Genomic DNA, 24,849 nt, shown 5'->3' with positions numbered 1-24,849 from the left:
TCTCGATCAGACCTCGGCGCTCACGCCACATGACCACGGGAGCATTCCGCCATGGCAAAACCTGCGGCCATCACCACCGACGGTGATCCGATAGCCCGGCAGCGGCCCAGCCGCATGCCGTACCAGCGTTACCAGCCCTACCACCAGCAGTTCGCGATCGACCTGCCCGACCGGCAGTGGCCGACCCGGCGCATCGAGACGGCACCCCGGTGGTGCGCGGTCGACCTGCGCGACGGCAACCAGGCGCTGATCGACCCGATGTCCCCGGAGCGCAAGCGGCGGATGTTCCAGCTCCTGGTGCAGATGGGCTACAAGGAGATCGAGGTCGGCTTTCCGTCGGCCAGCCAGACCGACTTCGACTTCGTCCGGCAGCTCATCGAGCAGGACCTGATCCCGGAGGACGTCACCATCCAGGTGCTGACCCAGTGCCGGGAGCACCTGATCGACCGCACCTTCGAGGCGATCCGGGGTGCGCGGCGCGCGATCGTGCACTTCTACAACTCGACCTCGACCCTGCAACGCCGGGTCGTCTTCGGGCTGGACAAGGCCGGGATCACCGACATCGCCACCTCCGGCGCCCGGCTGTGCCAGAAGTACCACGAGATCCACGCCCCGGACACCGACGTCTTCTACGAGTACTCGCCGGAGTCCTACACCGGGACGGAGCTGGACTACGCCCTGGAGGTCTGCGCCGCGGTGATCGAGGTGATCGACCCGAGCCCGGACCGGCCGCTGATCATCAACCTGCCGGCGACCGTCGAGATGGCCACCCCGAACGTCTACGCCGACTCGATCGAGTGGATGCACCGCAACCTGCCCCGGCGGGAGAGCGTGATCCTCTCCCTGCACCCGCACAACGACCGGGGCACCGGGGTCGCCGCCGCCGAGCTGGGCCTGCTGGCCGGTGCCGACCGGGTCGAGGGCTGCCTCTTCGGCAACGGCGAGCGCACCGGCAACGTCGACCTGGTGACGCTGGGGCTGAACCTCTTCTCCCAGGGCGTCGACCCGCAGATCGACTTCTCCGACATCGACGAGATCAAGCGGGCCGTCGAGTACTGCAACCAGCTTCCGGTGCACGAGCGGCACCCGTACGCGGGTGACCTGGTCTACACCGCCTTCTCCGGCTCGCACCAGGACGCGATCAACAAGGGCTTCGACGCGCTGCACGCCGACGCGGAGGCGGCCGGGGTGCCGGTCGACCGGTTCGGCTGGGCGGTGCCCTACCTGCCGATCGACCCGAAGGACCTGGGCCGCACCTACGAGGCGGTGATCCGGGTCAACTCGCAGTCCGGCAAGGGCGGCGTGGCGTACATCATGAAGACCGAGCACCACCTCGACCTGCCCCGACGGCTCCAGATCGAGTTCTCCGGGGTCGTGCAGCGGGTCACCGACGACGGCGGCGGCGAGGTGGAGCCGGGCCGGATGTGGCAGCTCTTCGCCGAGGAATACCTCGTCGACCAGCAGCGGGAGCCGGCCGTCCAGGTCGAGGGCTACAGCATCGGCACCGTCGACGGCAAGGTCGAGATCGAGGTCGACGCACGGTTCGGCGGCGAGAGCCGGTCGCTCTCGGCGACAGGTAACGGCCCGATCGACGCGTACGTCAACGCGTTGCAGGCGCTCGACGTGCGGGTACGCGTCCTCGACTACCACGAGCACGCGATGTCCTCGGGTGGCGACGCCCAGGCCGCCGCGTACGTGGAGTGCGAGGTCGACGGCCGTACGGTCTGGGGTGTGGGTCTCGACCCCAACATCGTGACCGCCTCGGTCCGCGCGGTGACCAGCGCCGTCAACCGCGCCCTGCGCTGAGCTCCCCGACCACCTGAACCAGGGCGACGCCCTGTCCTGAACAGCCGCGTCGTACGGGTCGGACCGGTGATCCCGGCCGACTACGTACGATCCGGCACGCCGCCGCCGACGTGCCCGCCCCAACAGTCGCGGGCACGCCTGTCGGCACCGCTACGAGCGGCGCCGTCCCGCAGTCGACCGGTCCGGATCCTGCTCCGGTTCGTGCTGGTGGGTCGGGGGCGGCGGCAGGGAGGGGCAGGGGCGGGACTTCTTCGGTTCCCGCTCCGGCCGGTGCACCGCCACGGCGGCGAGCAGTGCGCCGAGCAGCATCAGCCCGGCGGACCAGAGCACCGCCTGCCGGTACGCCGGGGTGAGCTGGTTGGAGTGGGCGTACCCGCCGCCGGAGAGGCCGACCACCAGCGGCAGTGCGGAGACGGCGAGCAGCCCACCGACCCGGGACGCCGCGTTGTTGAAGCCGCTCGCGGCGCCGGCCAGCCGGTCCGGGGCGGCAGCGAGGACCGAGGCGGTCAGCGGGGCCACCACCAGGGTCATGCCGAGCCCGAAGAGGGTGATCCCGGGCAGGATGCCGGTCCAGTACGCCTCGCCCCGGTTCACTCCGTGCAGCAGGAGGAGCCCGGCGGCGGCGACCAGCGGGCCGACGGTGAGCTGCGGCCGTGGCCCGATCTTCGAGGCGAGCGCGCCGGAGCGGGCCGAGCCGACCAGCAGCAGGACTGTCATCGGCAGGGTCGCCAGGCCGGTCTCCAGGGCGGAGTAGCCGACGGCGTTCTGCAGATAGACGGAGAAGAAGAAGGTGAGCCCGGTGAGCGCGGCGTAGACCAGCACCGTGTAGACGTTGAGCACCCCGAAGAGTCGACTGGCGAAGAGCGTCGGCGGCAGCATCGCCCGCTCGCTCCGGCGCCGTTCGAGCAGTACGAACGCGACGGCGGCGGCGATGCCGAGCGTCGCCGCGCCGACCACCTGCCCGGAGCCGGGTCCGCGCTGCTGCGCCTCGATCAGCGCGTACGTGACGCCGGCCAGGCCGAGCGCGCCGAGCAGCGAGCCGGCGACGTCGAACCGTACCGCCGTGGCGCCGTCGGCCCGGCTCTCCGGGGTCCAGCGCAGCGCGGCGATGATCACGATCACCGCGAGCGGGAGGTTGAGGAAGAAGATCGTCCGCCAGGAGAACGCGTCGATCAGCCAGCCGCCGAGGAACGGGCCGAGTGCGGTCGACACGCCGGCCAGGCCGGACCAGGCACCGATCACCCGGCCCCGCTCGTCCGGGTGGAAGCTGGACTGGAGCAGGGCCAGCGAGCCGGGGGTCAGCAGCGCGCCGCCGAGTCCCTGGAGAAGGCGGGCCACGACCAGCCACTCGACGCTGCGTGCCGCGCCGCAGAGCACCGAGGCGGCGGTGAAGGCGAGGACTCCGGCGAGGAAGACCCTCCGTCGCCCGACCCGGTCGCCGAGCGCCCCGCCGAGCAGTACGAACGCGGCCAGGGTCAGCAGGTAGCCGTTGAGCGTCCACTGTAGGCCGGCGGTGCTGGCGTGCAGTTCGGCGCCGAGGTGTGGCAGGGCCACGTTGACCACGGTGGCGTCCAGGAAGACCATGCCGGAGGCGACGACGGCGGCGAGCAGGGTACCCCGGCCGGCCGTACTGGACATTCTCAATGGGGCTGACGAGTCACTCACGGTGTCAATCTGCCCTGCTCGTGTCGTAAGATGCCGCGAAACGCCGGAACCTGCGCCGGTTACCCCGACGCGGGTCTAACACCTCGCGAGCTGGAAGCGTGCCGTTCATCCGTACCAGATCACTAGCACGGTCGGGAACAGCGGCCGTGCTCGTCGCCCTGCTCGCGGCCGGTGCCGCCTGCGCCCCGGTCGAGAGCCCGGCGCCGGAGCGGTCCGGCCCGACCGACACCCATGCCCAGCTGGACCAGCTCACGGTGGCCAGTGCGGGCTCGATGCGCGGCTACAGCCGGGAGCGCTTCCCGCACTGGCGCAAGGCTGGCAAGAACTGTGACGTCCGGGACACCGTGCTCCAGCGGGACGGCACCGGCATCAAGCTCTCCGGATGCAACGTGGTCGGTGGGCGCTGGTCGAGCCGGTACGACAAACGGACCCTGGCGGATCCCTCGGACGTGGACATCGACCACATGGTGCCGCTGGCGAACGCCTGGCGCTCGGGTGCCGACGAGTGGGACGACGACAAGCGCAGCGACTTCGCCAACGACCTGGACCGGCCGCAGTTGGTGGCGGTGTCGGCGAGTTCCAACCGGGCGAAGGGCGACCAGGACCCGTCCCAGTGGAAGCCGTCGAACCGGGACGACTGGTGCCAGTACGCGGAGGACTGGATCGCGGTCAAGCACTACTGGCGACTGTCGGTGACCTCCGGCGAGAAGGCCGCGCTCGACGACATGCTGGGGAGCTGCTGATGGGCGAGACGGGATCCGCCGCGCAGAGCACCGACATCACCGCTGGCCCGGGTGGGGTGATGACCGACGAGGTCGGGGTGATCACCGGGGAGTTGACGCTCCGCACCGAACTGGACGGCAGGGACGCCGTACTCCGGGTGCAGTACAAGGACGCCGACGAGTGGTACGCGGTCACCGGCGGACGGGCGGCGCTGGCCGACCCGGCCGACCTGGTCGCGGTGCACACCGTCGCGGTCGGCCTGCTCAACCGCCCCGAGGGCTGACCTCCGCGCACCGACCGGATGAGTCCGGCTTGGATCCGGTCGGCTTCCGCGTGCCCGATTGACAAAATCACTTTTTACGTACAGGATGTTTTTTGTTATGAGAGATGTGATGTACCTGGAGCAGATCGAGCAGGCCGAGACCCTGCTCAAGCCGCAGCGCATCGAGGTGCTGCGGCAGCTGGCCGAGCCGCACACCTGCACAGAGGTGGCGACCCAGCTCGGCCAGACCCCGCAGCGGGTCTACTACCACGTCAAGCGCCTGGTCGAGGCCGGCCTCGTCGACCAGGTCTCCGAGCGCAGGGTGCGGGGCATCTCCGAGGGGATCTATCAGGCGAGCGCCCGCTCCTACTGGCTCTCCCCCCGGCTGGTCGGCCGGCTCGGGCTGCGCAAGGCGCAGGACGAGATGAGCCTCGGCTACCTGCTCAACCTGATGGAGGAGGTCCAGGCCGACATCGCCGCCCTCGACCGGACCGCCCCGGAGCTGCCGTCCATCGGCGTCTCCGGCGAGATCCGGGTGCCGGCGGAGCAACGCCAACAGTTCCTCACCGACCTGCAGACCGCACTGCAAGAGCTGTTCACCCGCTACGGCGGAGCCGAGGGCGACGCCTTCAAGCTCGCCGTCGCCTGCTATCCACATGGAGGCACCGAATGACCGCACCAATGACCCTCCGCGCCCGCGCCGCCGCACCGATCAAGAACGTCTGGCAGGCCCTGACCGACGCCGCCGAGCTGCGCGTCTGGCTCGCCGAGCACGCCGAGGTCGAGCTGCCGCACCGGTACGAGTTCTGGGGGCGGCACGTGCCCGAAGGCGATGCCCCGCACCAGCGGCTGCGCCACGTCGGCGAATACAGCCTCCGGTTCGACTGGTTGCTGGACGGCGAGGAGACCCACACCGAGATCACCCTCACCGAGGAGAGCGCCGACTCCACAGTCATCACGCTCTCGCAGAGCCACTGGCTCTGGACGGACGTGACGACCGGCGCAAGCATCCGGGGCGTGCTCCAGACGTACTGGTCGCTGGCGATCGCCAACCTCGTCGACCACGTCGAGGGCCGACCGCTGACCGCGAAGACCGACTTCACCTCGACGACCATGCGCGAGGAGATCGTCATCGACGCCACGCCGGAGGCGGTCTACGAGTCGCTCACCGACTCGGCCAAGGCCAGCGAGTGGTTCGGCTACCCGATCGGGATCGAGCCCGTCGTCGGCGGCCGCTACGCCATGGGCGGCTTCGACAACAACCCCAACCCGGCCAAGGTGCTCGACCTGACCCCCGGCCGGGCGATGACCGTCGACTGGGGACCGGCCGGCGTGGTGAGCTGGGAACTGGAGGGCAGCGGAGGAAAGACCAAGCTCTCCTTCGTGCAGAGCGGTTTCGACCGGCCGCCGTACGCGGCCTGGACCGGGTGGCTCAGCGGCCTCGCCGAGCTGCGCCGCTATCACGAGCTGGCCGACTGGCGGCCGATCTGGATCTACGACCCGACCGACAACGTACCGGTCGAGGCGCACGCGGAGAGCTGACCGCGACCGGTGTGCCGCCGGCCCCGCCCGAGGGGTACGGCGGCACACCGCACGGCGTACCTCTCGGCGGGCCGGCGCCCTAGACGAACGAGCCCGGCTCGCTCGGCGCGGAGACCACGCCGGGTGCCTCGCCCTCGTCCTCCGGCCGGACGATCTGCACGCTCACCTTGTGTGGCCGGATCTCGCCGCTGGCGATCTGCTCCGCCCAGTGGCAGGCCACCCGGCTCTCGCCGATCTGGCGCAGCACCGGCCGTTCGTCGCCGCACCGGGTCGGCTGCGCCCACGGGCAGCGGGTGTGGAAGCGGCAGCCGGCCGGCGGGTTGGCCGGCGAGGGCAGGTCACCGGCGAGCAGGATCCGCTCCCGGCGGTCCTCCACCTCCGGGTCCGGCACCGGCACCGCCGACATCAGCGCCCGGGTGTACGGGTGCAGCGGCTCCCGGTAGAGCCGGTCGCTCGGCGCCTCCTCGACAAGCGCGCCGAGATACATCACGCCGACGATGTCGGAGATGTGCCGGACCACCGCGAGGTCGTGCGCGATCACCAGATAGGTCAGCCCCAGCTCGTCCTGTAGCTCGTCGAGCAGGTTCACCACCTGGGCCTGGATCGACACGTCGAGCGCGGAGACCGGCTCGTCGGCGACGATCAGCTCGGGACCCAGCACCAGGGCGCGGGCGATGCCGATCCGCTGCCGTTGCCCGCCGGAGAACTCGTGCGGATAGCGGGACAACGCCCACTTCGGCAGCCCGACCGCGTCCAGCGTCCTGGTGATGATGTCCCGCCGGGCGGCGCGGTCGGCACCGATCCCGTGCGCCTGCAACCCCTCCACCAGGATCGACTCGACGTTCTGCCGGGGGTCCAAACTGGACATCGGATCTTGGAAGATCATCTGCATACGCCGACGCATCGCCCGGAGCGGGTTCGGCGACAGCCCGGTCAGCTCGACGCCGTCGAAGTTCACCCGCCCGCTGGTCGGCTTGGTCAACTGGAGCAGCGCGCGGCCGAGCGTCGACTTGCCGCAACCCGACTCGCCGACCAGCCCGTACGTCCTGCCGCGCGGGATGGTCAGGTCGACCCCGTCCACCGCCTTGACGTGCCCGACGACCCGGTCGAAGATCACACCCCGGGTGATCGGGAAGTGCACCTTCAGATCCCTGACCTCGACCAGGTTGCCGGACTGCCCGGTCGGCTTCTCGTCTGTCATGCCGGACTGCCCGGTCGGCAACTCGTCGGTCATGCCGACTCCTCCTCGCGCGGGGCGGGCAGCTTCGCCTGCTCCTCCACCGGTACCGGCACGTCCTCGGTGGTCGTCGCCGTCGCCTGGGCCGGGATCACACCCTCCACCTCCGGCTCCGCCGCCTTCGGCGAAGCGGGCGCGGCCGGGGCCGATCCGAGCGGCGGCACCGGGTTGACACACCGGTACGTCCGATCGGTGTGGGTCAGCGCGAGCTGCGGCGGCTGGCCAAGGCACGCCTCCACCTGCCGGTCGCAGCGCGGCGCGAAGGCGCAGCCGTCGGCCCAGGGCAGTACGTCCCGGACCGAGCCGGGGATCGGGGAGAGCCGCTCGCCCCGGCCGGCGTCCAGCCGCGGGATCGACCTGAGCAGCCCCACCGTGTACGGGTGCCTCGGCTCGGCGAAGAGCGGCTTGCGCCGGGCGGTCTCCACCACCCGGCCGGCGTAGAGCACGTTCACGGTGTCGCACATCCCGGCGACCACTCCCAGATCGTGAGTGATCATGACCAGCGCGGTACCGGAGTCGCGTACCAGATCCTTGAGCAGCTCCAGGATCTGCGCCTGGATGGTCACGTCCAGCGCGGTGGTCGGCTCGTCGGCGATCAGCAGTCGAGGCCGGCAGGCCACCGCGATCGCGATGAGCGCCCGCTGGCGCATCCCGCCGGAGAGCTGGTGCGGATATTCCTTGAGCCGCCGGTCCGGATCCGGGATGCCGACCCGGTCCAGCAGGGCGGCGGCCTCCTTGCGGGCCGCGTCGCCGCTGAGCCCACGGTGCCTGGCGAGTACCTCGGTCACCTGCCGGCCGATCGGGATGACCGGATTGAGCGAGGAGAGCGGATCCTGGAAGATCATCGCGACGTCCCGGCCCCGGATGTCCCGCATCGCCCGCTGGTCGACCCGGAGCAGGTCGGTACCGTCGAACTCGGCCCGGCCCTCGACCGAGATCCCGGGCTGCCGGGGCAGCAGTCCCATCAGCGCCAGCGAGGTGACGCTCTTGCCGCAGCCGGACTCGCCGACCAGGCCGACGACCTCGCCCGCGTCCACCGAGAACGACACCCCGTCGACCGCCCGCACCGTACGCTTCCCGCGCTGGCGGAACGTGACGGAGAGATCGTCCACATCAAGCAGTGCCATGACAGATCACTTCCGCAGCTTCGGGTCGAGGGCCTCACGCATCGCCTCACCGAGCAGGGTGAAGCCCAGCGCGGTGATGATGATCGCCACCGCCGGATAGATCGCCAACTCCGGCCGGATCCCCAGGTACGGCTGCGCGTCGGCGAGCATCACGCCCCACTCGGGAACCGCCGTGTCGGGGTTGCCGAGGCCGAGGAAGGAGAGCGCGGCCGCCTCGATGATCGCGGTGGCCAGGGTCAGCGTGGCCTGCACGATGACCGGGGCCAGCGAGTTCGGCAGTACGTGACCGAGTGCGATCCTCGAACGGCGTACCCCGAGCGAGGTCGCGGCGAGCACGTAGTCGCTGTTCGACTGGGCGATCATCGCGCCGCGCAGCAGCCGGGCGAAGACCGGCACCGAGACCACGCCGACCGCGATCATCACGGTGGTGAGGCTGGCGCCGAGCAGTGCCGCGATGCTGACCGCGAGCAGCAGGCTGGGCAGCGCCAGCATCATGTCGACGATCCGCATCAGGATGGTGTCGACCCAGCGCCCCCAGCGCCCGCCGAGCCCGGCGGCGGCACCGGCGACGCCGCCGATCAGGGCGCCGGCCGCCAAGCCGATCAGCGTGGAGACGACGCCGACCAGCAGGGTCTGCCGGGCGCCGACGATCAGCCGGCTGAACTCGTCGCGGCCCTGGTGGTCGAAGCCGAGCCAGTGGTCGCCGCTGGGGCCGGGGATGATGCCCTGGCCGGATTTGACCAGGCCCTCCCGGATTCCGATGGTGTCGGTCGGCGTGTACGGCACGAAGAACGGCCCGACGATCGCGACCAGCACGAAGATGCCGAGCACCACGGCACCGACGATGGCGGCCGGGTTGCGCCGGAGCCGGCGGAACGCCTCCTGCCAGAGGCTGACCCCACGCTCCTCGTCACGGGCGGCGGAGAGTTCGCCGAGCCGGTCGAGCTTCTCGGCCTTCTTCCGGGCCCGTTCGGTGATCGTCACCGGAGCCACCTTCCGTTTGCGACTGCGGGGCTCGCAAGCTCACTCCTCGCGCTCACAATCTCGTTGGTCGCGCTCACCGGACCCTCACTCTCGGGTCGATCAGGCTGTACGAGAGGTCGACCAGCAGATTCACCAGCACGAAGACCACCGCAATGATCATGATGAAGCCCATCAGCACCGGATAGTCCCGATGGCCGATCGAGTCGGCGATGAACGCGCCGATGCCGCTGAACGCGAAGACGGTCTCGGTGAGTACCGCGCCGGAGAGCAGACCGCCGGTGAGCAGGCCGATCGTGGTGGCCACCGGCAGCATGGCGTTGCGCAGCACGTGCCGTCGGCGTACCACCCGCTCGGTCAGGCCCTTGGCCTCGGCCGTACGGACGAAGTCCTCGCCGAGCACCTCCAGCACACTCGCCCGGGTGATCCGGACGATGATCGCCAGCGGGATGCTGGCCAGGGCGATGCCGGGCAGCACGAGATGCCAGAGCGCGTCGGCGGCGGCGTCCCACTCGCGAGTGAGCAGCCCGTCCAGGACGAAAAAGTTGGTGACCCGGGTCGCGCCGATGGTCGGGTCCTGCCGGCCGCTGGCCGGGAAGAGGTTCAGGTTCTCGGCGAAGATCGCCTTGAGCACGTACGCCAGGAAGAAGACCGGGATGCAGACCCCGATCAGCGATCCGGCCACCGAGGCGTGGTCGAGGAGCCGGCCGCGACGGCGGGCGGCGAGGTAGCCGAGCGGGATGCCGACCGCGATCGCAATGATCAACGCGGTGACGGAGAGTTCCACGGTACCCGGGAAGCGTTCGATGAACTCGGTGGTCACCTCGCGTCGGGTCGAGATCGAGGTGCCCAGATCCAGCCGGAACATGCGCTGCATGAACCGGCCGTACTGCACCATGATCGGCTCGTCCAGTCCGAGGTTCTCCCGGATCGCGGCCCGCATCTCCGGGGTGCCCCGCTCGCCGAGGATCGCGGTCTCCGGGCCGCCGGGCAGCCGGTGCAGCCAGATGAACAACAGGATGGAGAGCCCGAAGAGCGCGGGTATCAGCTGCAACAGACGTCTGACGATGAACCGGAACACTGGCGGCCTCTGGCGGGGTGCGGAGGGTCGCGCGGGCGGGCGCTCGTCTGACCTCCGGCCGGGGTCTACCGGCCGGGATCAGGGCGCGCCCGCCCGCGGTCCCTTTTCTCTATGTCAGGACTTGAACTCGGCGGTGGCGAACCGCTCGTCGGTGAGCGGGCTCGCCTTGACGCCGGTCACGTCCTTACCGAACACGATCGCCGGCGGCGAGTGCGAGATCGGTACACCCGGCAGGAACTTCATGACCTCGGCGTTGAGCTCCTTGTAGAGCTCGGTCCGGGCCGCGATGTCCGCGGTGCCGTCGGCCTTCTTGAAGAGGTCGAACAGCGCCTGGTTGTTGAAGCCCCACTCCGGCTTCGGCCGGTCGAAGAAGGTGCCGATGAAGTTGTAGCCGTCGCCGTAGTCACCGGTCCAACCCAGGATGTGCAGGTCGTGCGCGGTGCCCGTACCGGTGGCGTTGAGGTAGTCCGGCGTCCACTTCAGCGGAATCGGCTGGACCTTGATGCCGACCGCCTGGAGGTCGTTCGAGAGCAGCTCGAAGAGGTCCTTCGGGTTCGGCATGTACGGCCGGGTGACCTCGGTCGGGTAGTGGAACCGCAGCGTCAGGTTGGTGGCACCGGCGTCAGCCAGGAGCTGCTTGGCCTTCTCCACGCTGTACTCGTACGTGGGGACCTGCGGGTTCCAGCCCTCCACCGTGTCCGGCATGAACTGGGTGGCGACCTTGGCGCCCGGGGGGAGCTTCGAGTCGACCAGCGCCTGCCGGTTCAGGGCGTGCGCGATCGCCTGCCGCACCCGGATGTCGGCGAGCTTCGGGTTGCCGCCGGTCTGGTTCATCGCCAGGTAGAGGACGTTGAACGCCGGGCGGGTCAGCACGTTGAAGCCCTCGCCCTTCAGCGGCTCCACGTCCGCCGGGCCGACCAGGTCGAAGCCCTGGATGTCGCCGGAGCGCAGCGCCTGCTTACGGGCGTTCTCGTCCGAGATCGTCTTGTAGATGAGGGTCTTCAGCTTCGCCTTCTGCGCGCCGCTGTACTCCTCGTACCGCTCCAGGGTCAGCGTCTTGTTCGCCACGTCCCAGGACTTGAACTTGAACGGCCCGGTGCCGGTCGGGTGCTCCATCGCGTACGACGGGTACTGGATGTTGTCGGCGCTACCGCCGATGGTGCTGGCCTGGTACTGCTCCAGCGCCTTCGGGCTGTGGATGGAGAACGACGGCAACATCAGCGCGGCCGGGACCTTGCTGGATACCCGGGTGAAGGCGAGGTCGACGGTGGTCGCGTCCTTCGCCGTGCAGGACTTGAAGAGGCTCGGGGGCAGGTCGTCCCGCTCGTTGGCCGCGAAGCCGCCCATCACGTCCTGCCAGTACGGCGTGACGTCCGGGCTCTGCATCAGGCCCTTGGCGTTGTACCAGCGGTTGAAGTTGACGCAGACGGCCTCGGCGTTGAAGTCGGTACCGTCGTGGAACTTCACGCCCGAGCGGAGCTTGAAGGTCCAGACCATGCCGGTCGCGTCCGGAGTCCAGCTCTCGGCCAGACCCGCCGTGATCTTGGTGCCGCCCTCCTCGGGGCGAACCAGCGTCTCGAAGACCTGACGAGCGACCCGCAGTGACTCGCCGTCACTGGCCAGGCTGGGGTCGAGCACCTTCGGGTCACCGGCCACGCCGAAGACCAGTGTGTCCTTCTGGCTTGCGCCCGAATCGCCGCGGTCGCTCTCGGCACAGCCGGCTACCGCGAGGGCCGCGACCGCTACGGCCGCGATGGCGACCTTCGGTCTTGGTGCACGCATGGTGCTTCACCTCGTCCTGTGGATACGACAAACGCGGTGACGGGGGCCACCGATGGCGAGACACTAGCCCCCGGTCGGACCGGCCGGAAACGGGCCGCGAATGGGTTGGTACCGGATCGTGTCTTTACTGTCATGACACCGACGACAGAGCGTCGCGCATGGTCGACATTCAGGGCGTTTGTCCGGATCTGACTATGCGAATTTGTTACATCGCCTGTCGGGCTGATGCCCCCGATGTCAGACCTGCGGCCGGGTCACCGGCGCCTCCGAGCGGTGCCCGGACAAAGGCCTCCGAGCGGTGCCCGGACGAAGACAGCCGGAGCCGGGTCGGGAGGAGGACAGCCGTATCCGGAATGGAAAGGGGAACGGGCCGGCCCGGCACCGGAGGGATGCTGCGGCGCCGGACCGGAAGGATCAGGCCGAAGGGATCGGGCCGGAAGGATCGGGGCCGGAAGGATCGGGCTGAAGGGCTCGGAGCCGGAGGGATCGGGGTCGGAAGGATGTCGACGGTCGGTCAGACGGCGCGGCGGCCCTCGAAGGCCCGGCCCAGGGTGATCTCGTCGGCGTACTCCAGGTCGCCGCCGACCGGCAGGCCGCTGGCGAGCCGGGTCACCGAGATGCCCATCGGCTTGACCATCAGGGCCAGGTAGGTCGCGGTCGCCTCACCCTCGGTGTTCGGATCCGTGGCCAGGATCAACTCCCGGACCGAGCCGGTGCCGAGCCGGACCAGCAGTTCACGGATCCGCAGGTTGTCGGGGCCGATCCCCTCCAGCGGATTGATCGCGCCGCCGAGCACGTGGTAGCGGCCCCGGAACTCGCCGGTCCGCTCGATCGCGACCACGTCCTTGGGCTCCTCGACCACGCAGAGCACCTCTTCGGTACGCCGTGGATCGCGGCAGACCCGGCACTGCTCGGACTCGGCGACGTTGTAGCAGACGGTGCAGAACCGCACCAGCTCCTTGACCCGACGCAGTGCGGTCGCCAGCCGGGTGACGTCGGCCGGGTCGGCGGAGAGCACGTGGAACGCGATCCGCTGGGCGCTCTTCGGACCGACCCCCGGCAGGCGCCCCAACTCGTCGATCAGATCCTGGATGGCACCCTCGTACATCGCGGGGTGGCTCAGAAACCGGGCAGGCCGAGGCCGCCCATGCCGCCGGTGACCGGACCCATCTTCTCCTCGGTCAGCCTGCGTACCTCGTCGTGGGCGTTGTGCACGGCCGCGAGTACGAGATCCTCCAGCGTCTCCACGTCCTCCGGGTCGACGGCCTTCGGATCGATCTTGATGGCCTTGACCTCACCGGCGCCGGAGATGGTCACGGTGACCAGCCCGCCCCCGGCCGTACCGGTCAGCTCCGCCTCGGCCAGCTCCGCCTGCGCGGCGGCGAGCTGCTGCTGCATCTTCTGCGCCTGCTTCATCATCTGTTGCAGGTTGGGCTGTCCACCCGGGCGCACGGCGACTCCTCGGTTGCGGAAACTGGTCGGCTCCAGCCTAGTCCGGCCGGCCGCGAGCGGTTCGACGGCCCGCGACCGGCCGGCGCGTCGATCGGCCCGCGACCTACCGACGCCCTGCCTCGGCTCAGCCCACGACCACGGTCCGCATGATTTTGTCGGCGATAGTCTGCCGCTTGGCGTCCCAGAGCGGGAAGAGGTAGCCGATGTAGCAGATGATGCCGTCGACGAAGTGCGCGAGGTCGCGGAGGAACGCCTTGCCGGCGCCGATCGGCTCTTCGGTCGCCTCGCCGATCAGCCGGATGCCCAGCGCCCGCTTGCCCCAGCTCTGCCCGGTGGTGCCCGTCAGGTACCACCGGTTGTAACCCCAGAGCGCCAGCGCGAGCAGCACGACGATCCAGTAGATCGGACCCTCACCGGTGACCTCGCCCGTTCGCGGGTCCATGGTCGACTGGTCGAAGGCAGCGGCGACGATGTAGAGCGGCAGGACGACAAGCTGGTCGATAACGTGGGCGCCGAAGCGCGGCCCCCAGGTGGCGTACTTCAAGTAGTGCTCCTTGGACGAAGGGTGTACGAGGGGAAACGCGGCTCAGCCCAGGCCGAGCCGGTGTAGCTGGAACAACCAACTCGCGCAGGCGAGCAGGCCCACGCCCCATCCCGTACGCCGCCATGCCCGGTCCGACCAGCGCACCGGCGGCGGCAGTACCCCGGACGCCCGCAGCAGGAGCAGCGGCGGCACCGCAACCGCGAGCAGCGCCAGGCCGACGATCACCGGGTTGGCCGCGATCGCACCGGCCAGGTCACCCCGGACCAGGGCGACCGCCGCCGTGGTCAGGCCGCAGCCCGGACACGGCAGCCCGGTCAGCGAGCGCAGCGGGCACGGCAGGCCCAGGCCGGTCGCGTCGGTCAGGTGGGGCCACGCCGCAGCGGCGGCCGCCACACCCAGACCGAAGACGCCGAGCCGCTCGGGTACCGAGAACTCGCGCACGCCACACTCACAGGAGAATCACAGAAACCGGGATGGGCGACCGATACTAGAAGATCATCAATCGGCGCGTCGCCCGGTTTTCCACGGATGTCGAAAGCCGACAGTCGATGTCGAGCCCCGGTCACCACTCAACCGACGCCCCGGCCAGGACGGGGGCGGAGGGGGCCCGCCGTGGAAACGACCGCCGGAGCGCTCGCTACTTGAGGTCGACCTCGCCGATCCGCTCCGCTCCGAGCGTCTGCTGCAACAACTGCACCGCCTGCTGCTCACTGGTCTGCCGGGCGGTCCGCTCGTCGATCACCTCGTCGAGCGGCTCGTCGCCCGGATCGAAGCCCTCGTAGCCGATCGCCGTCGTCGTCGACGTGCGTGGGCTGTCATAGTCGGGGTCGTAGGGCGGCTCGCCGGCCCAGTCCCGGTCCGCCGTCCGTTCCGGCGCCGGGGTCGGTTTCGGTCCACGGCCGGCCGCCGCCGCCCGGGCCGCCGCCAGGCCGGAACTGACCGCGCCACCGCCAGCCGCCGCACCGGTACGCCCACCGCCCGCAACACCGACACCGCCGCCGCCCGAGCCCTGCCCGGCCGTACCACCGTTGCCGGCCAGCGCTCCGTTACCGGTCGACGCCGTGCTACCGGCGCCTAGAGCACCGGAGCCACCGTTCGGGGCGCCGCCGCCCGTCGCCCGGCCGCCGGGTCCGCCCGGTGCTGGGCTGCCGTTGGTACGGGTACCAGCGCTGCCGGTCGAGCCACCGCCGGCAGCCGGCGTGCCGGTGCCACCCGGGGACGACGCCCCTGCCGGTGTCGCGCCTGTCGTGGCGGCGGCACCCGTTCCGCCTGGCGGGGTCGGCTCGGGCCAGTCGTCGTCGGCCGTCGCGCTCGGCGCGGCGCCACCGGGTCGGGCCGGTTCCGGCCAGTCGTCGTCATCGGCGCCGGACGGCGTCGAGCCGCCCGCGCCGGAGGGTCCGGTCGTACGCTCCCGTCCACCGGTCGCGCCCCGGCCACCACCGGAGGAGGCGGAGCCGCTGCCGCCCCGGGGCTGGGTACCGTTCGCGGCCGGGCCGCCGCCGGTCGACTGCCGGGGCGGGGCGGCGGCCGGCGCTGGTCCGCGCTGCTCGCCGGCCACCTCACAGCGGATCTGCCAGCGCCCGCCCAACTCCTCGTAGAGGGCGTCGGTGAGCACACCGGAGGCGTTGGCGAGCATCTGGGCGAGTACCGGAGACTTGACAGTCAAAATCAGCGTGTCGCCGTCGAGGTCGCGTACGACCGCGTCCCGCATCAGGGCGGCGATCCGCTTGTTACTGCGGTTGACCATGCCGACGATCTCGCCCCAGACCCGGCGTACGGCGGCGGCGTCCAGTTCACCCGTCGGCTCGGCGCCGGCCGGTACCGGATCCGGGGTGGCCGGGTCGGGCATCACCGCCGCCGGCGGGAGGGGGCGCCGGGCCGGTGGCTCCGGCCGCTCCTCAGCCGGGGCGGCGGGCGCCTGGCTCGGCCCGGGTGCGGTGATTTCGCGTACCCGGGGAGGAGGAGTGACCGGTGCGGGGCTGGCGGCGGCCGGCGGTGCCTGAGTGGTCGCGGGGGGCGTGCCCGGGTCTGCCGCGGCGGCGACCGGCGGGCGGATCGGGGCGGCGGCCGGGGCCGCGTCGCCGGAGAGGGTGAGCCGGCGCTCCATGCGTTCGAGGCGTTGCAGCAGGCTGCCGGTGGAATCCTCGGCACCGGGCAGCAGCATCCGGGCGCAGATCAGTTCGAGCAGCAACCGGGGGGCGGTGGTGCCACGCATCTCGACCAGGCCGTTGTGCACGATGTCGGCGCAGCGGGACAGCGTGGCGGGGCCGAGCCGTTCGGCCTGGGCGGCCATCCGCTCGATCTGGTCGGTCGGGCCGTCGATCAGGCCCTTGGCGACCGCGTCCGGCACCTGCCGCATGACGATCAGGTCGCGGAGCCGTTCGAGCAGGTCGGAGGCGAACCGGCGCGGGTCGTGCCCGGCCTCGGCGACCCGGTCGATCGTCGCGTACGCGGCGGCGCCGTCCCCGGCGGCGAGCGCGTCGCACATCTCGTCGATCAGGGCGGCGTCGGTCACCCCGAGCAGCGCCACCGCGCGGGCGTAGCTGACCCCCTCCGGCCCGGCACCGGCGATAAGTTGGTCGAGCACCGAGAGCGAATCCCGGGCGCTGCCACCACCGGCCCGGACCACGAGCGGAAAGACCGCCGGCTCGATCTTGACGCCCTCGGCCGAGGCGAGCTGCTCCAGGTACGGCCGGAGCACGCCCGGCGGGATCAGCCGGAACGGATAGTGGTGGGTCCGCGACTTGATCGTGCCGAGGACCTTCTCCGGCTCGGTGGTGGCGAAGATGAACTTGACGTACTCCGGGGGCTCCTCGACCAGCTTGAGCAGGGCGTTGAAGCCCTGGGTCGAGACCATGTGCGCCTCGTCGATCACATAGATCTTGAAACGGCTGCTGGCCGGGGCGAAGAAGGCGCGTTCGCGCAGTTCACGGGCGTCGTCGACACCGCCGTGGCTGGCCGCGTCGATCTCGATCACGTCGATCGAGCCGGCCCCGTCGGCGGCCAGGCTCTTGCAGGAGTCGCAGACCCCGCACGGCTCCGGGGTCGGCCCCTGCTCGCAGTTGAGCGAGCGGGCCAGGATCCGGGCGCTGGAGGTCTTGCCGCAGCCACGCGGGCCGGAGAAGAGGTACGCATGGTTCAACCGACCGGTACGCAGCGCCTGGGACAGCGGCTCGGTAACGTGCTCCTGGCCGATCACCTCGGCGAACGTGCGGGGCCGGTACTTGCGGTAGAGCGCCAGTGCCACTCGTCCCGCCTCCTCTCGACCGGGCCATTCTCCACCCGTCGCCGCGCTGCCGAGTGCCAAGGTTGTCACGCGCGCCCGACGTTTTCCACGTCGATCATCCGGTCCGGGTGGTGTTCGGTGGACCCGGGTCGATCATGTGGGGCGGGTGACGTGCCGGCCGGTCGATGGAACCGGGACGGCGCCGGAGGCTGCCCGTGGCCCGCTGCTCGCGACGGTCAGGGGGAAGACAAGGCCCCCCGTGCACCCGCCAGAGCTCGCTTATCCTTGCTGCCTTCCGGCCCTGGGGAGGTTCACGAGGTGACGCCACACGGGGGGTGCCGCCAAGTGTACCCGGCCGGCTCCGGGATCTCCGGGGGGACCGGCGGGGTGGGCGTACGCCGGGGAGCCTGTATCCTGTCGGACGGAGGATTCGCCTAGAGGCCTAGGGCGCACGCTTGGAAAGCGTGTTGGGTTAACACCCTCACGAGTTCGAATCTCGTATCCTCCGCTCACCTGAGCAGCGCAAACGCCCGGCAGATCCCCGTGGGACCCGCCGGGCGTTCTGCGTCCGGTCTCAGTTTCGGTCTCAGTTGCCGGTCACGAGCGCTCCCGACGGCCCGTCGTCGGGCTCATCGTTGGCGGTGATGGAAGGCACCTGGTGGGAAGCGCCGGCTTCCTTCCCGGCTGGTCCCAGATGAGACCACCAGATCGCAGCTACGTCGACCCGGATCGTGGCTTTGATCACGCATGGTCTCCGGGCCGTTGCCGGCCCTCCTAAGCCTTCGTGTCCTCGGCGTCGCGGCGCCGCCCCGATGCCATGCCTGCGACCTCCTTCCCCGGCTACAGGGTGGCGCGGATCGATACTCATAGCTATCGTTTGACTACGGATCGAGATAGGTGGTGGGCCTGTGTCGAGCAACGACGACTTCTTCGCCACGAAGAAGGCGGCGGCGGTCTTCAAGCATGGAATCCTGTCCCGCTACCCGGTGGTGTTCGCCGCAAAGGCGGGCATGAACGTGCAAGACCACCGCGTGACATTTCTAGACGGTTATGCCGGGCGTGGCCGCTACGACGATGGGCAGCCCGGGTCGCCGTTACTGCTGGTCAAGTCCGCGGAACAGGTTGAGAAGTTTCGTTCCGTGCGCGCGATTTTCGTGGAGCGAGACGACGACAACTTTGAAAACCTGTCTCGCGTGCTCAGCGAGCGGGAAGGCGCCAGGATGCCGGTGCTCTACCACAAGTCCTTGGACGAATGCCTGCCCGAGATTTTGACAATGGTGAAAGATGACGCGCTGTTTGCCTTCCTGGACCCGTTCGGGCCAGCGTTGGACTACAACCTGCTGCGAGCCGGGCTGCTGGGCCGTCCTCCACGACCACCAACCGAGGTGCTGTTGCACTTCAGCGTGCAGGCCGTGGCCCGGATGGGCGGGGCGCTGCGGAAGGTGAGGGCCGGTGGCGCGCCCTTGACAGGACCGGACCTTAAGTCAGCGCAACGCCTGAACCGGTTTCTTGGCGGTGAGTGGTGGCAGCAGCACTTTGCCACCGTTTCGGATGCGCGCGACGAGCAGCGGGCAACCCTCGCGGCGATGACCGTCGCCGATCAGTATCGCAGGGTGATCGCGGACGGGACGGGGTTCATGTCGATGAGCATGCCCGTTCGGCCCCGGCCCGACCTGCTGCCCAAGTACGTGCTCGTCCTGTTCACCCGTCACGTCGAGGGGGTGTGGCAGTTCGCTGATGCGCTGGGCAAGGCGGGCGCCGAGTGGCGCAAGGCATGTTTGACCGAGGCATGGAACCGGGGCCTAATGTCAGCTCAGCCAACGCTCTTCGACCTGGAAACGGTAGTTCCCAACTTCGACGCGTCCGAACAGGCTAGTGGACAAGAGTGGGGCAAAACGATCGCGGCGAACATCCTCCGACTAGCGATGTCCGGTGGACCGTTTCGGATCGCTGACCGGGTCACCGATGTATACGGCATCACGCTGGGCTCAGCCTGGATACCGCACGTGCGCTTGGCGGTGCGAGACCTGCACCGTCAGGGCCTCATCGTGAACGACGGCAAGGGCGATCGCTTCCACTACAACCTGATTCGTCCCTCGTGACTCAGGCAGCTACCTCCACCCGAGACGTGACCGGCATCTGGCCCCAGGTAAGCCCATCAAGCAGTCGCCCGCCAGCCTTCGGAGTGCGACCACCCCATTGCTTGAAAAAGAACGGCACACCACTGTCCAGGCATCGATCGCGCAGAGATCGTGCCCAGGTCGGGGACATCGGCCGGGCGCTCGGCCCAGACTCGCCGCCCACGATCATCCAGTGGATCCCCGTCAGGTCTACCTCAGCCAGCGGGCCGAGTAAAGGCTCAGCCGAGACGAAACGGACCGCTGCGGGGACCTGACGTAGATGGTTGAGGCGCGCGAGCTGGCTGGCATCCTCCACGCTCACCCCCATCCACACGTTCGGTGGCCAGTCGAACAGGTGCGCTACCTTGGACAGTCGCGCGGCGCGTTTGGTCAGGATCTGGTAGGTGTGCTGCGGCGTCGCCGCCATCACGGCGAAGACCTGGCGGATGAACGAGGTAGACACCCGAGCGTGAAACAGGTCCGACATCGAATTCACGAAGACCATCCGGGGCTGGTGCCACCGATAGGGAAGCGCCAAGGCATCGACGTGCGTGGTCACCGCGAACCCGGGACCGGACGTACGTGGATCTCCGTCGTTCTGATATTTGGGCGAGCCCATCGCCTTGAGGCGTTTGGCCAACGTCAAGGCATAGCAGTTGTCGCAGCCTGCCGAGATGCGGTCGCATCCGGTGGTGGGGTTCCACGTGGCCTCGGTCCACTCGATCGCACTGTGATCGGCCATAGCCAGCCCCCTTCTCCTGTTGGGTAATCTTGTCGTACACAGGTTCGGATGAACAGAGCCAGGAATCACATACTTGTGATTCGTTGTCGACCTGTGCCCTCAACGGGCTAACGGCGGAACCGCTGCATGGTCGTGGTACAGGTGGTTGACCTTGCCCGACGCCCCCAGTCAGTCGATCGGCACCCGGTACACCAGCTCGTACCGGTCGCCAGGAAACACGATGTCGGCGGTCTCGACCGGTTGGCCGGCGGCGTAGTAGGTCCGCTCGACCACCAGCACGTACGAACCTCGGGACGGGAGCACCAAGTGCTCGATCTCGCGGGTGTCGGCAGCCCGTGCGCTGACCCGCTCCGCGAACTCGTCGATGCGGATTCCGATCGCGTCGAACCGAGCCACCACGCCGACCGCCGCTCCGTCCTCGGGCCACTCGACCGGCGAGCCGGAGGTCAGGGACAGCGGCTCCCACGACGTAGCGAGCTGGACCGGCGAGTCATCGGCCAGGTACCGGTAGTCCGTCCGCATCACCGCAGCCCCGGGCTCGATCTCAAGCCTGGCCGCGATCCGCTCGTCGGCCGCATCGTGTCGGGAGTCGTGCTCCCAGGTCGGTCGCTGGCCGTCGCTGAGTGCGTCTCGTGCGAACGGTGAGGTCGAGCGAGTGTCGGAACGTCGATCGCGCCCCAGCGCGTTACGGGTGATGCGCCGGCTCTGCCGCACGTAGTTGCCGGAGCCACGCCGGCCCTCAACCAGCCCTTCACCCTTCAGGATGGACAGTGCCCACTTCACCACCGTCGTGGAGACGCCGTACCGCTGGCGAAGCTGCGCCTCGGTCGGGAGCTTGTCGCCGGGCGCCAGGTCGCCGGCTCTGATCTGGTCGCGTAGCTCCGCAACTATGCGCAGGTACGCGGCATTTTCGGGCATGGTGAACCGCCCCTTCGTCCGGTCTGCGCCTGCCAGTCGACCACAGAAAAGTTAGTGCGCCAAGTTCTTGAGTCGATCAGTGTTAGTGCACTAACTTCCATTTGACTCCGTAACTGGTCAGCTCCGGTCTGCAACCAGGTGGATCGGTGACGGAGTTCTGGGTGCGCCCGTGGACGGCGGATACCCGAGCGTGCCCAGCTTCGATCGGGGCCGGTGTCTTCCCCTTGCACCGGTCCCGGCCGCCTTCGACCGGGTGCGGCGGTCGGTGCCGGGGCGGCCCGGCCGCCGCGCCCTCATCAACTGAGGAGATCAACGTGAACCTGTGGCAACGGTGGCGGGCACACCGCCAAACCAAAGTGACGGCCGAGGTCGAGCGGGCGGCGCGGGAGCGGGACGCGGCCGAGGCGGAGGCCGCGCGTCAACGCGTACTCGAAATGGCCCGCCGGCAGCGCGACGACCCGGACCACGGGACCGGCCCCGAGTCCACCCGGTCCGCCCGTGCCTGGCACGACCCGACCATGGTGCTCGGCCTGCCCCTGCTCACCTACGGGCAGCAACGGCTCTATCGGACACCGCGACAGTGTTGAACGGGCTCCGGCGCTGGTGCCTCCGACGACCGCCGGGACGCGTCCGCGACTACCGGTGGGACGGGCGGCGCTGGTGCCGATACCGAGAGCGGCGATGACCGAGCCGCCCCCGACCACCGGCCCGGCCGTCGAGATCCCGGAGCTGCCGGTCGGCGCCCTGCTCCGGCTCGGCCCCGGCGAGTGGTCGCACTGCGCCACGGCGCGCCTCGGGACGTACCTGGAGATGACCCTGACCAGGATCCACCGCAACGCCGTCCGGGCGGACGACGCGGGACTCTGGGTCTGGGTGGTCGGTCACGAGCATCCGGCCTGCACCTGGGCGCACGTCGACCCACATCCGCCGTGCCTACAGCTCATGGCGCGGGTCGACGTGCTACCAGTGCGGTGGACGAATGACCATCTTCGCGCTGGCCACCTCGATCGAACTGTGCCGGCAAGCCGATCCTCTTATGGTTTCAGCTCATCGACGGGGTCGACCACGACCGATGGAGCCGGCAGTAGCGGCGGCAGCAGCGAAGGCGCGGGACGTTCGGATGATCTTCAGGGGCGTCGGGCCGGACCCGGGCGGTGTCGAAGACTCCCAGAATAATCCCGTTCCCATCCCTGAACGACCGCAATGATCGGCAGGTCCGGACGGATCCCCGACCCGCAGCACGAGTCGGCAGGGTGTACCGCCGACCATACACAGCCCAACGGCTTGCTCAGTGGGCGAGCGCGTTCTCCGCGTCGACCTCGTTCGCGAGGAGTTGTGTCGTCGCGAGTTCCCGGTACAGATCGTCGTCGCCGATCAGTGTGGCGTGGCGGCCACGAGCCCGGACGACTCCCCCGTCGAGCACCAGGATCTGGTCGGCGTCGGTGACGGTCGAGAGCCGGTGCGCGATCACGATCACGGTACAGCGCTCCGCCACGCCGGCTATGACGTCGCGGAGGGCCTGCTCGTTCCGGGCGTCGAGCTGGGCGCTCGCCTCGTCCAGCAACAACACCTGCGGGCGCCGCAACAGCGCCCGGGCTATCGCCAGTCGTTGCCGCTCGCCGCCGGAGAGCGTGATACCACGCGGGCCGACGACGGTGTCGAGGCCGCCGTCGAGACCGCCGACGAGGCGCTCCAGCCGGGTCGACCGCAGCGCCTCGGCGATCTCGCCGGGGGTGGCGTCGGGCGCCGCGTACAGCAAGTTGTCCCGAATGGTGCCCGCAAGCACCGGCGCGTCCTGCTCCACGTACGCGATGCGCCGACGCAGCTCCGCCCGGGAAAGGGTGGTGATGTCCACACCGTCCACTCGGATGCTGCCGCTGTCCAGATCGTAGAAGCGTTGCAGCAGAGAGAAAAGGGTGGTCTTGCCTGCTCCGGAGAGCCCTACGATCGCCGTCTGGCAGCCGGCCGGCACCGTGAACGAGACACCCCGCAGCGCTGGCGACCGGTCCCGGTACGAGAAGGTCAGGTCGCGTACGTCGATCCGCGGCGGCGTAGCCGTGCGCTTTCCATCGGTCACGGCGACGTCCACGTCCTCCTCGATTTGCATCATCCGGATCTCCTCGATCCGTCCGGCCGCGCCGAGCCCCTGTTGCAGGGTTCGGGCTCCGTTGATCAAGGAGCTGATCGGATTCGCCAGATAGAAGACGTACAGCAGGAAGGCGATCAGGCTGGAGAGGCTCAGCGCTTTCGAGGCGACCAGCACGCCGCCCATGCCGAGCACCACGAGGAAGCTGGCCTGTACCGAGGCGCCCGAGACCACCGTCACCACCGCGGTGTGCCGGGCTCCGACCAGCCCGGCCCGGTACGCCTCGTCGATTGCGGCGTTGGCGAGCGCGGTCTCACGCTGTTCGGTCCCGTTCGCTTTCACCGTACGGGCCGCGCCGAGCGCACGGTCCAGCGCCGCGCCGACCGAGCCGATCGCTCCCTGCGCCCTGGCCACGGCCTCCCGGATGCGGGGAAGCACCACGGTCAGCACCGCAACGACACCGACGAAGACGGCGGCGGTGATGCCGAGCAGGCCGAGGTGCAACGACGCCATCAACGCGATCGCGGCGACGAGGGTCAGCGCTCCGTTGACCACCAGGATGAATCCGTCAGTGACCGCGCTCTTCAACAAGACGCTGTCAGAGGTCACCCGGGCCACGAGGTCGCCCGGCGGCCTGTTGTCGAGTTCCGGCACCCGTAGCCTGATCAACCGGAACACAGCATCCCGCCGTACGCGCCGCACCACACGCTCCGACGTACGCTGTTGCAACCACGAGTTCAGGCCCGTCAGCCCAGCCCCGCCGATCAGCAGACCGCCCGCAACCAGCACACCGGTGAGCACGCCGTCGCCGGACACGAGCGAATCGAGCACCCGTTGCGCGAGGAGCGGCAGGACCAGCCCGGCCGCACCGGTCAGGAGGCTGAGCAGAAGTACGCCGAGCAGTGCTGCCCTGTGCGGCCGGGCGTACCGGTACAGGACTCGCAGCGAGCCGCTCGGCGCCGCACCGCCGGTTCCGCCATCTCTGGTCATCATGCCGATGCCTCCGTACAACCACCGTGGGAGACGCGCCGTGTCACGCGCAAGGTTTCCGAGGCTGTGGGGGCTGGCCGAACACTCGGCGCGGTCAGCCCCCACAGGTTCCACTGGCGGGTCGATGTGCCACCCCGCCGGATCGTCGTGTCCGGACTGGCGGATCAGCCCTCGTTCGTGTTGGTGCAGGAGGCGCAGGTCCAAATGAGGAAACTCGCGAGAGGGTTGGTCAGGCAGGTGTACCAGCAGCAGGCGGCCAGCGGAATACCCTCCGCCTCGGTCTGCGGCAGTTCCTGCAACGCGGCGACGTCGACGTTCATGTGTCACCTCCTTCGTCCGTCATCGTGGTCGTTCCGATGCCGATACCGGGAATCAGTCGACCTGGGTGTCACGGGTGCACAGGATGGTGCACGTCTCGCAGGTGAGAATCGACCAGAGCGCGCAACAGCCGGCCGCTTGCATCGCGTACCGCTCGGTCGCCGGAAACTCCTGTAGGGATGCGATATCCGTGGACATGAGTTCGTTCACCTCCTCTCGACCTTCTCGTCAGTCGATCCGGTGGGAC

General features: G+C 69.5%; 22 protein-coding genes, 1 tRNA gene, 1 other RNA gene and 1 pseudogene. 8 read left to right on the top strand and 17 right to left on the bottom strand.

The features are described from left to right. Positions 1-51: 51 nt before the first annotated feature. Positions 52-1,806 (top strand): 2-isopropylmalate synthase, encoded by a 1,755-nt coding sequence (leuA, locus tag CLT71_RS24025; RefSeq protein WP_101369092.1) that lies wholly within the window; start codon positions 52-54, stop codon positions 1,804-1,806. A gap of 150 nt (positions 1,807-1,956) precedes the next feature. On the opposite strand, the gene CLT71_RS24020 is transcribed toward leuA, so the two are convergent. Further along, complete coding sequence (locus CLT71_RS24020; RefSeq protein WP_101369091.1) at positions 1,957-3,444, bottom strand: DHA2 family efflux MFS transporter permease subunit; 1,488 nt, start codon at positions 3,442-3,444, stop codon at positions 1,957-1,959. A gap of 185 nt (positions 3,445-3,629) precedes the next feature. Here CLT71_RS24020 and CLT71_RS24015 point away from each other — a divergent pair, with 185 nt between their 5' ends. The 4 genes and pseudogenes from CLT71_RS24015 (at position 3,630) to CLT71_RS24000 (ending at position 5,998) form a co-directional block, all read left to right on the top strand. Continuing rightward, positions 3,630-4,214 carry an HNH endonuclease family protein gene (locus CLT71_RS24015; RefSeq protein ID WP_486483721.1) on the top strand — a complete coding sequence of 195 codons (585 nt, stop codon included), beginning with the start codon at positions 3,630-3,632 and terminating at the stop codon, positions 4,212-4,214. A gap of 35 nt (positions 4,215-4,249) precedes the next feature. After that, positions 4,250-4,477, top strand: a pseudogene (locus CLT71_RS24010) (hypothetical protein); the annotation flags it as partial. A 97-nt stretch (positions 4,478-4,574) separates the two neighbouring features. Continuing rightward, the gene (locus CLT71_RS24005) at positions 4,575-5,129 is read left to right on the top strand and encodes a winged helix-turn-helix domain-containing protein (protein ID WP_101369089.1); all 555 of its coding nucleotides are present in this window, start codon (positions 4,575-4,577) and stop codon (positions 5,127-5,129) included. Further along, positions 5,126-5,998 (top strand): SRPBCC family protein, encoded by an 873-nt coding sequence (locus CLT71_RS24000; RefSeq protein WP_101369088.1) that lies wholly within the window; start codon positions 5,126-5,128, stop codon positions 5,996-5,998. The genes CLT71_RS24005 and CLT71_RS24000 overlap by 4 nt, the downstream gene beginning before the upstream one ends. A 79-nt stretch (positions 5,999-6,077) precedes the next feature. On the opposite strand, the gene CLT71_RS23995 is transcribed toward CLT71_RS24000, so the two are convergent. The 11 genes from CLT71_RS23995 to ffs form a co-directional block, all read right to left on the bottom strand. Next, positions 6,078-7,199 (bottom strand): oligopeptide/dipeptide ABC transporter ATP-binding protein, encoded by a 1,122-nt coding sequence (locus tag CLT71_RS23995; protein ID WP_101371732.1) that lies wholly within the window; start codon positions 7,197-7,199, stop codon positions 6,078-6,080. A gap of 29 nt (positions 7,200-7,228) precedes the next feature. After that, positions 7,229-8,362, bottom strand: coding sequence for an ABC transporter ATP-binding protein (locus CLT71_RS23990; RefSeq protein WP_101369087.1), 1,134 nt, complete (start codon positions 8,360-8,362; stop codon positions 7,229-7,231). 6 nt (positions 8,363-8,368) lie between these two features. Continuing rightward, on the bottom strand, positions 8,369-9,340 hold the full coding sequence (locus tag CLT71_RS23985; RefSeq protein WP_486483720.1) for an ABC transporter permease: 972 nt from the start codon (positions 9,338-9,340) through the stop codon (positions 8,369-8,371). Positions 9,341-9,419: 79 nt separating this feature from the next. Next, on the bottom strand, positions 9,420-10,424 hold the full coding sequence (locus CLT71_RS23980) for an ABC transporter permease (RefSeq protein ID WP_101369085.1): 1,005 nt from the start codon (positions 10,422-10,424) through the stop codon (positions 9,420-9,422). A gap of 114 nt (positions 10,425-10,538) precedes the next feature. Next, the gene (locus CLT71_RS23975) at positions 10,539-12,206 is read right to left on the bottom strand and encodes an ABC transporter substrate-binding protein (protein ID WP_101369084.1); all 1,668 of its coding nucleotides are present in this window, start codon (positions 12,204-12,206) and stop codon (positions 10,539-10,541) included. A gap of 514 nt (positions 12,207-12,720) precedes the next feature. Continuing rightward, positions 12,721-13,314 (bottom strand): recombination mediator RecR, encoded by a 594-nt coding sequence (gene recR, locus CLT71_RS23970; RefSeq protein ID WP_101369083.1) that lies wholly within the window; start codon positions 13,312-13,314, stop codon positions 12,721-12,723. An 11-nt stretch (positions 13,315-13,325) separates the two neighbouring features. Continuing rightward, a complete protein-coding gene (locus CLT71_RS23965; protein WP_234359584.1) occupies positions 13,326-13,634 on the bottom strand; it encodes a YbaB/EbfC family nucleoid-associated protein in 309 nt (102 codons plus the stop codon). A gap of 148 nt (positions 13,635-13,782) precedes the next feature. After that, positions 13,783-14,202, bottom strand: a complete 420-nt coding sequence (locus tag CLT71_RS23960; protein ID WP_101369081.1) for an RDD family protein — start codon at positions 14,200-14,202, stop codon at positions 13,783-13,785. Positions 14,203-14,244: 42 nt separating this feature from the next. After that, complete coding sequence (locus CLT71_RS23955; RefSeq protein ID WP_101369080.1) at positions 14,245-14,643, bottom strand: DUF2752 domain-containing protein; 399 nt, start codon at positions 14,641-14,643, stop codon at positions 14,245-14,247. Positions 14,644-14,839: 196 nt separating this feature from the next. Beyond that, positions 14,840-17,449, bottom strand: a complete 2,610-nt coding sequence (locus CLT71_RS23950) for a DNA polymerase III subunit gamma and tau (RefSeq protein WP_101369079.1) — start codon at positions 17,447-17,449, stop codon at positions 14,840-14,842. Positions 17,450-17,676: 227 nt separating this feature from the next. Then, positions 17,677-17,766, bottom strand: an RNA gene (gene ffs, locus CLT71_RS23945) — signal recognition particle sRNA small type. 85 nt (positions 17,767-17,851) lie between these two features. On the opposite strand from ffs, the gene CLT71_RS23940 reads away from it, so the two are divergent. Together CLT71_RS23940 and tcmP are read left to right on the top strand one after the other, a co-directional pair. Beyond that, positions 17,852-17,936 (top strand) — tRNA-Ser (locus CLT71_RS23940). 400 nt (positions 17,937-18,336) lie between these two features. Then, positions 18,337-19,530, top strand: a complete 1,194-nt coding sequence (tcmP, locus tag CLT71_RS23935) for a three-Cys-motif partner protein TcmP (protein WP_101369078.1) — start codon at positions 18,337-18,339, stop codon at positions 19,528-19,530. 1 nt (position 19,531) lies between these two features. Here the strand turns inward: tcmP and CLT71_RS23930 are convergent, their stop codons facing one another. Together CLT71_RS23930 and CLT71_RS23925 are read right to left on the bottom strand one after the other, a co-directional pair. Continuing rightward, the gene (locus CLT71_RS23930) at positions 19,532-20,290 is read right to left on the bottom strand and encodes a phage Gp37/Gp68 family protein (protein WP_101369077.1); all 759 of its coding nucleotides are present in this window, start codon (positions 20,288-20,290) and stop codon (positions 19,532-19,534) included. A 168-nt stretch (positions 20,291-20,458) separates the two neighbouring features. Next, positions 20,459-21,208 (bottom strand): GntR family transcriptional regulator, encoded by a 750-nt coding sequence (locus tag CLT71_RS23925; protein WP_101369076.1) that lies wholly within the window; start codon positions 21,206-21,208, stop codon positions 20,459-20,461. Between the two features lie 314 nt (positions 21,209-21,522). Here CLT71_RS23925 and CLT71_RS23920 point away from each other — a divergent pair, with 314 nt between their 5' ends. Beyond that, a complete protein-coding gene (locus tag CLT71_RS23920; RefSeq protein ID WP_143743586.1) occupies positions 21,523-21,795 on the top strand; it encodes a hypothetical protein in 273 nt (90 codons plus the stop codon). Positions 21,796-22,496: 701 nt separating this feature from the next. Here the strand turns inward: CLT71_RS23920 and CLT71_RS23915 are convergent. The 3 genes from CLT71_RS23915 to CLT71_RS37120 form a co-directional block, all read right to left on the bottom strand. After that, on the bottom strand, positions 22,497-24,287 hold the full coding sequence (locus CLT71_RS23915) for an ABC transporter ATP-binding protein (protein WP_199187701.1): 1,791 nt from the start codon (positions 24,285-24,287) through the stop codon (positions 22,497-22,499). Between the two features lie 161 nt (positions 24,288-24,448). After that, the gene (locus CLT71_RS37125) at positions 24,449-24,604 is read right to left on the bottom strand and encodes an ALQxL family class IV lanthipeptide (RefSeq protein WP_158242295.1); all 156 of its coding nucleotides are present in this window, start codon (positions 24,602-24,604) and stop codon (positions 24,449-24,451) included. A 52-nt stretch (positions 24,605-24,656) separates the two neighbouring features. Continuing rightward, positions 24,657-24,800: a hypothetical protein gene (locus CLT71_RS37120; protein ID WP_158242294.1), complete on the bottom strand. Its 144-nt coding sequence runs from the start codon at positions 24,798-24,800 to the stop codon at positions 24,657-24,659. Positions 24,801-24,849 lie beyond the last annotated feature (49 nt).

The organism is Plantactinospora sp. CNZ320, assembly GCF_002846275.1.
This window is presented reverse-complemented; position numbering and strand designations above follow the sequence as displayed.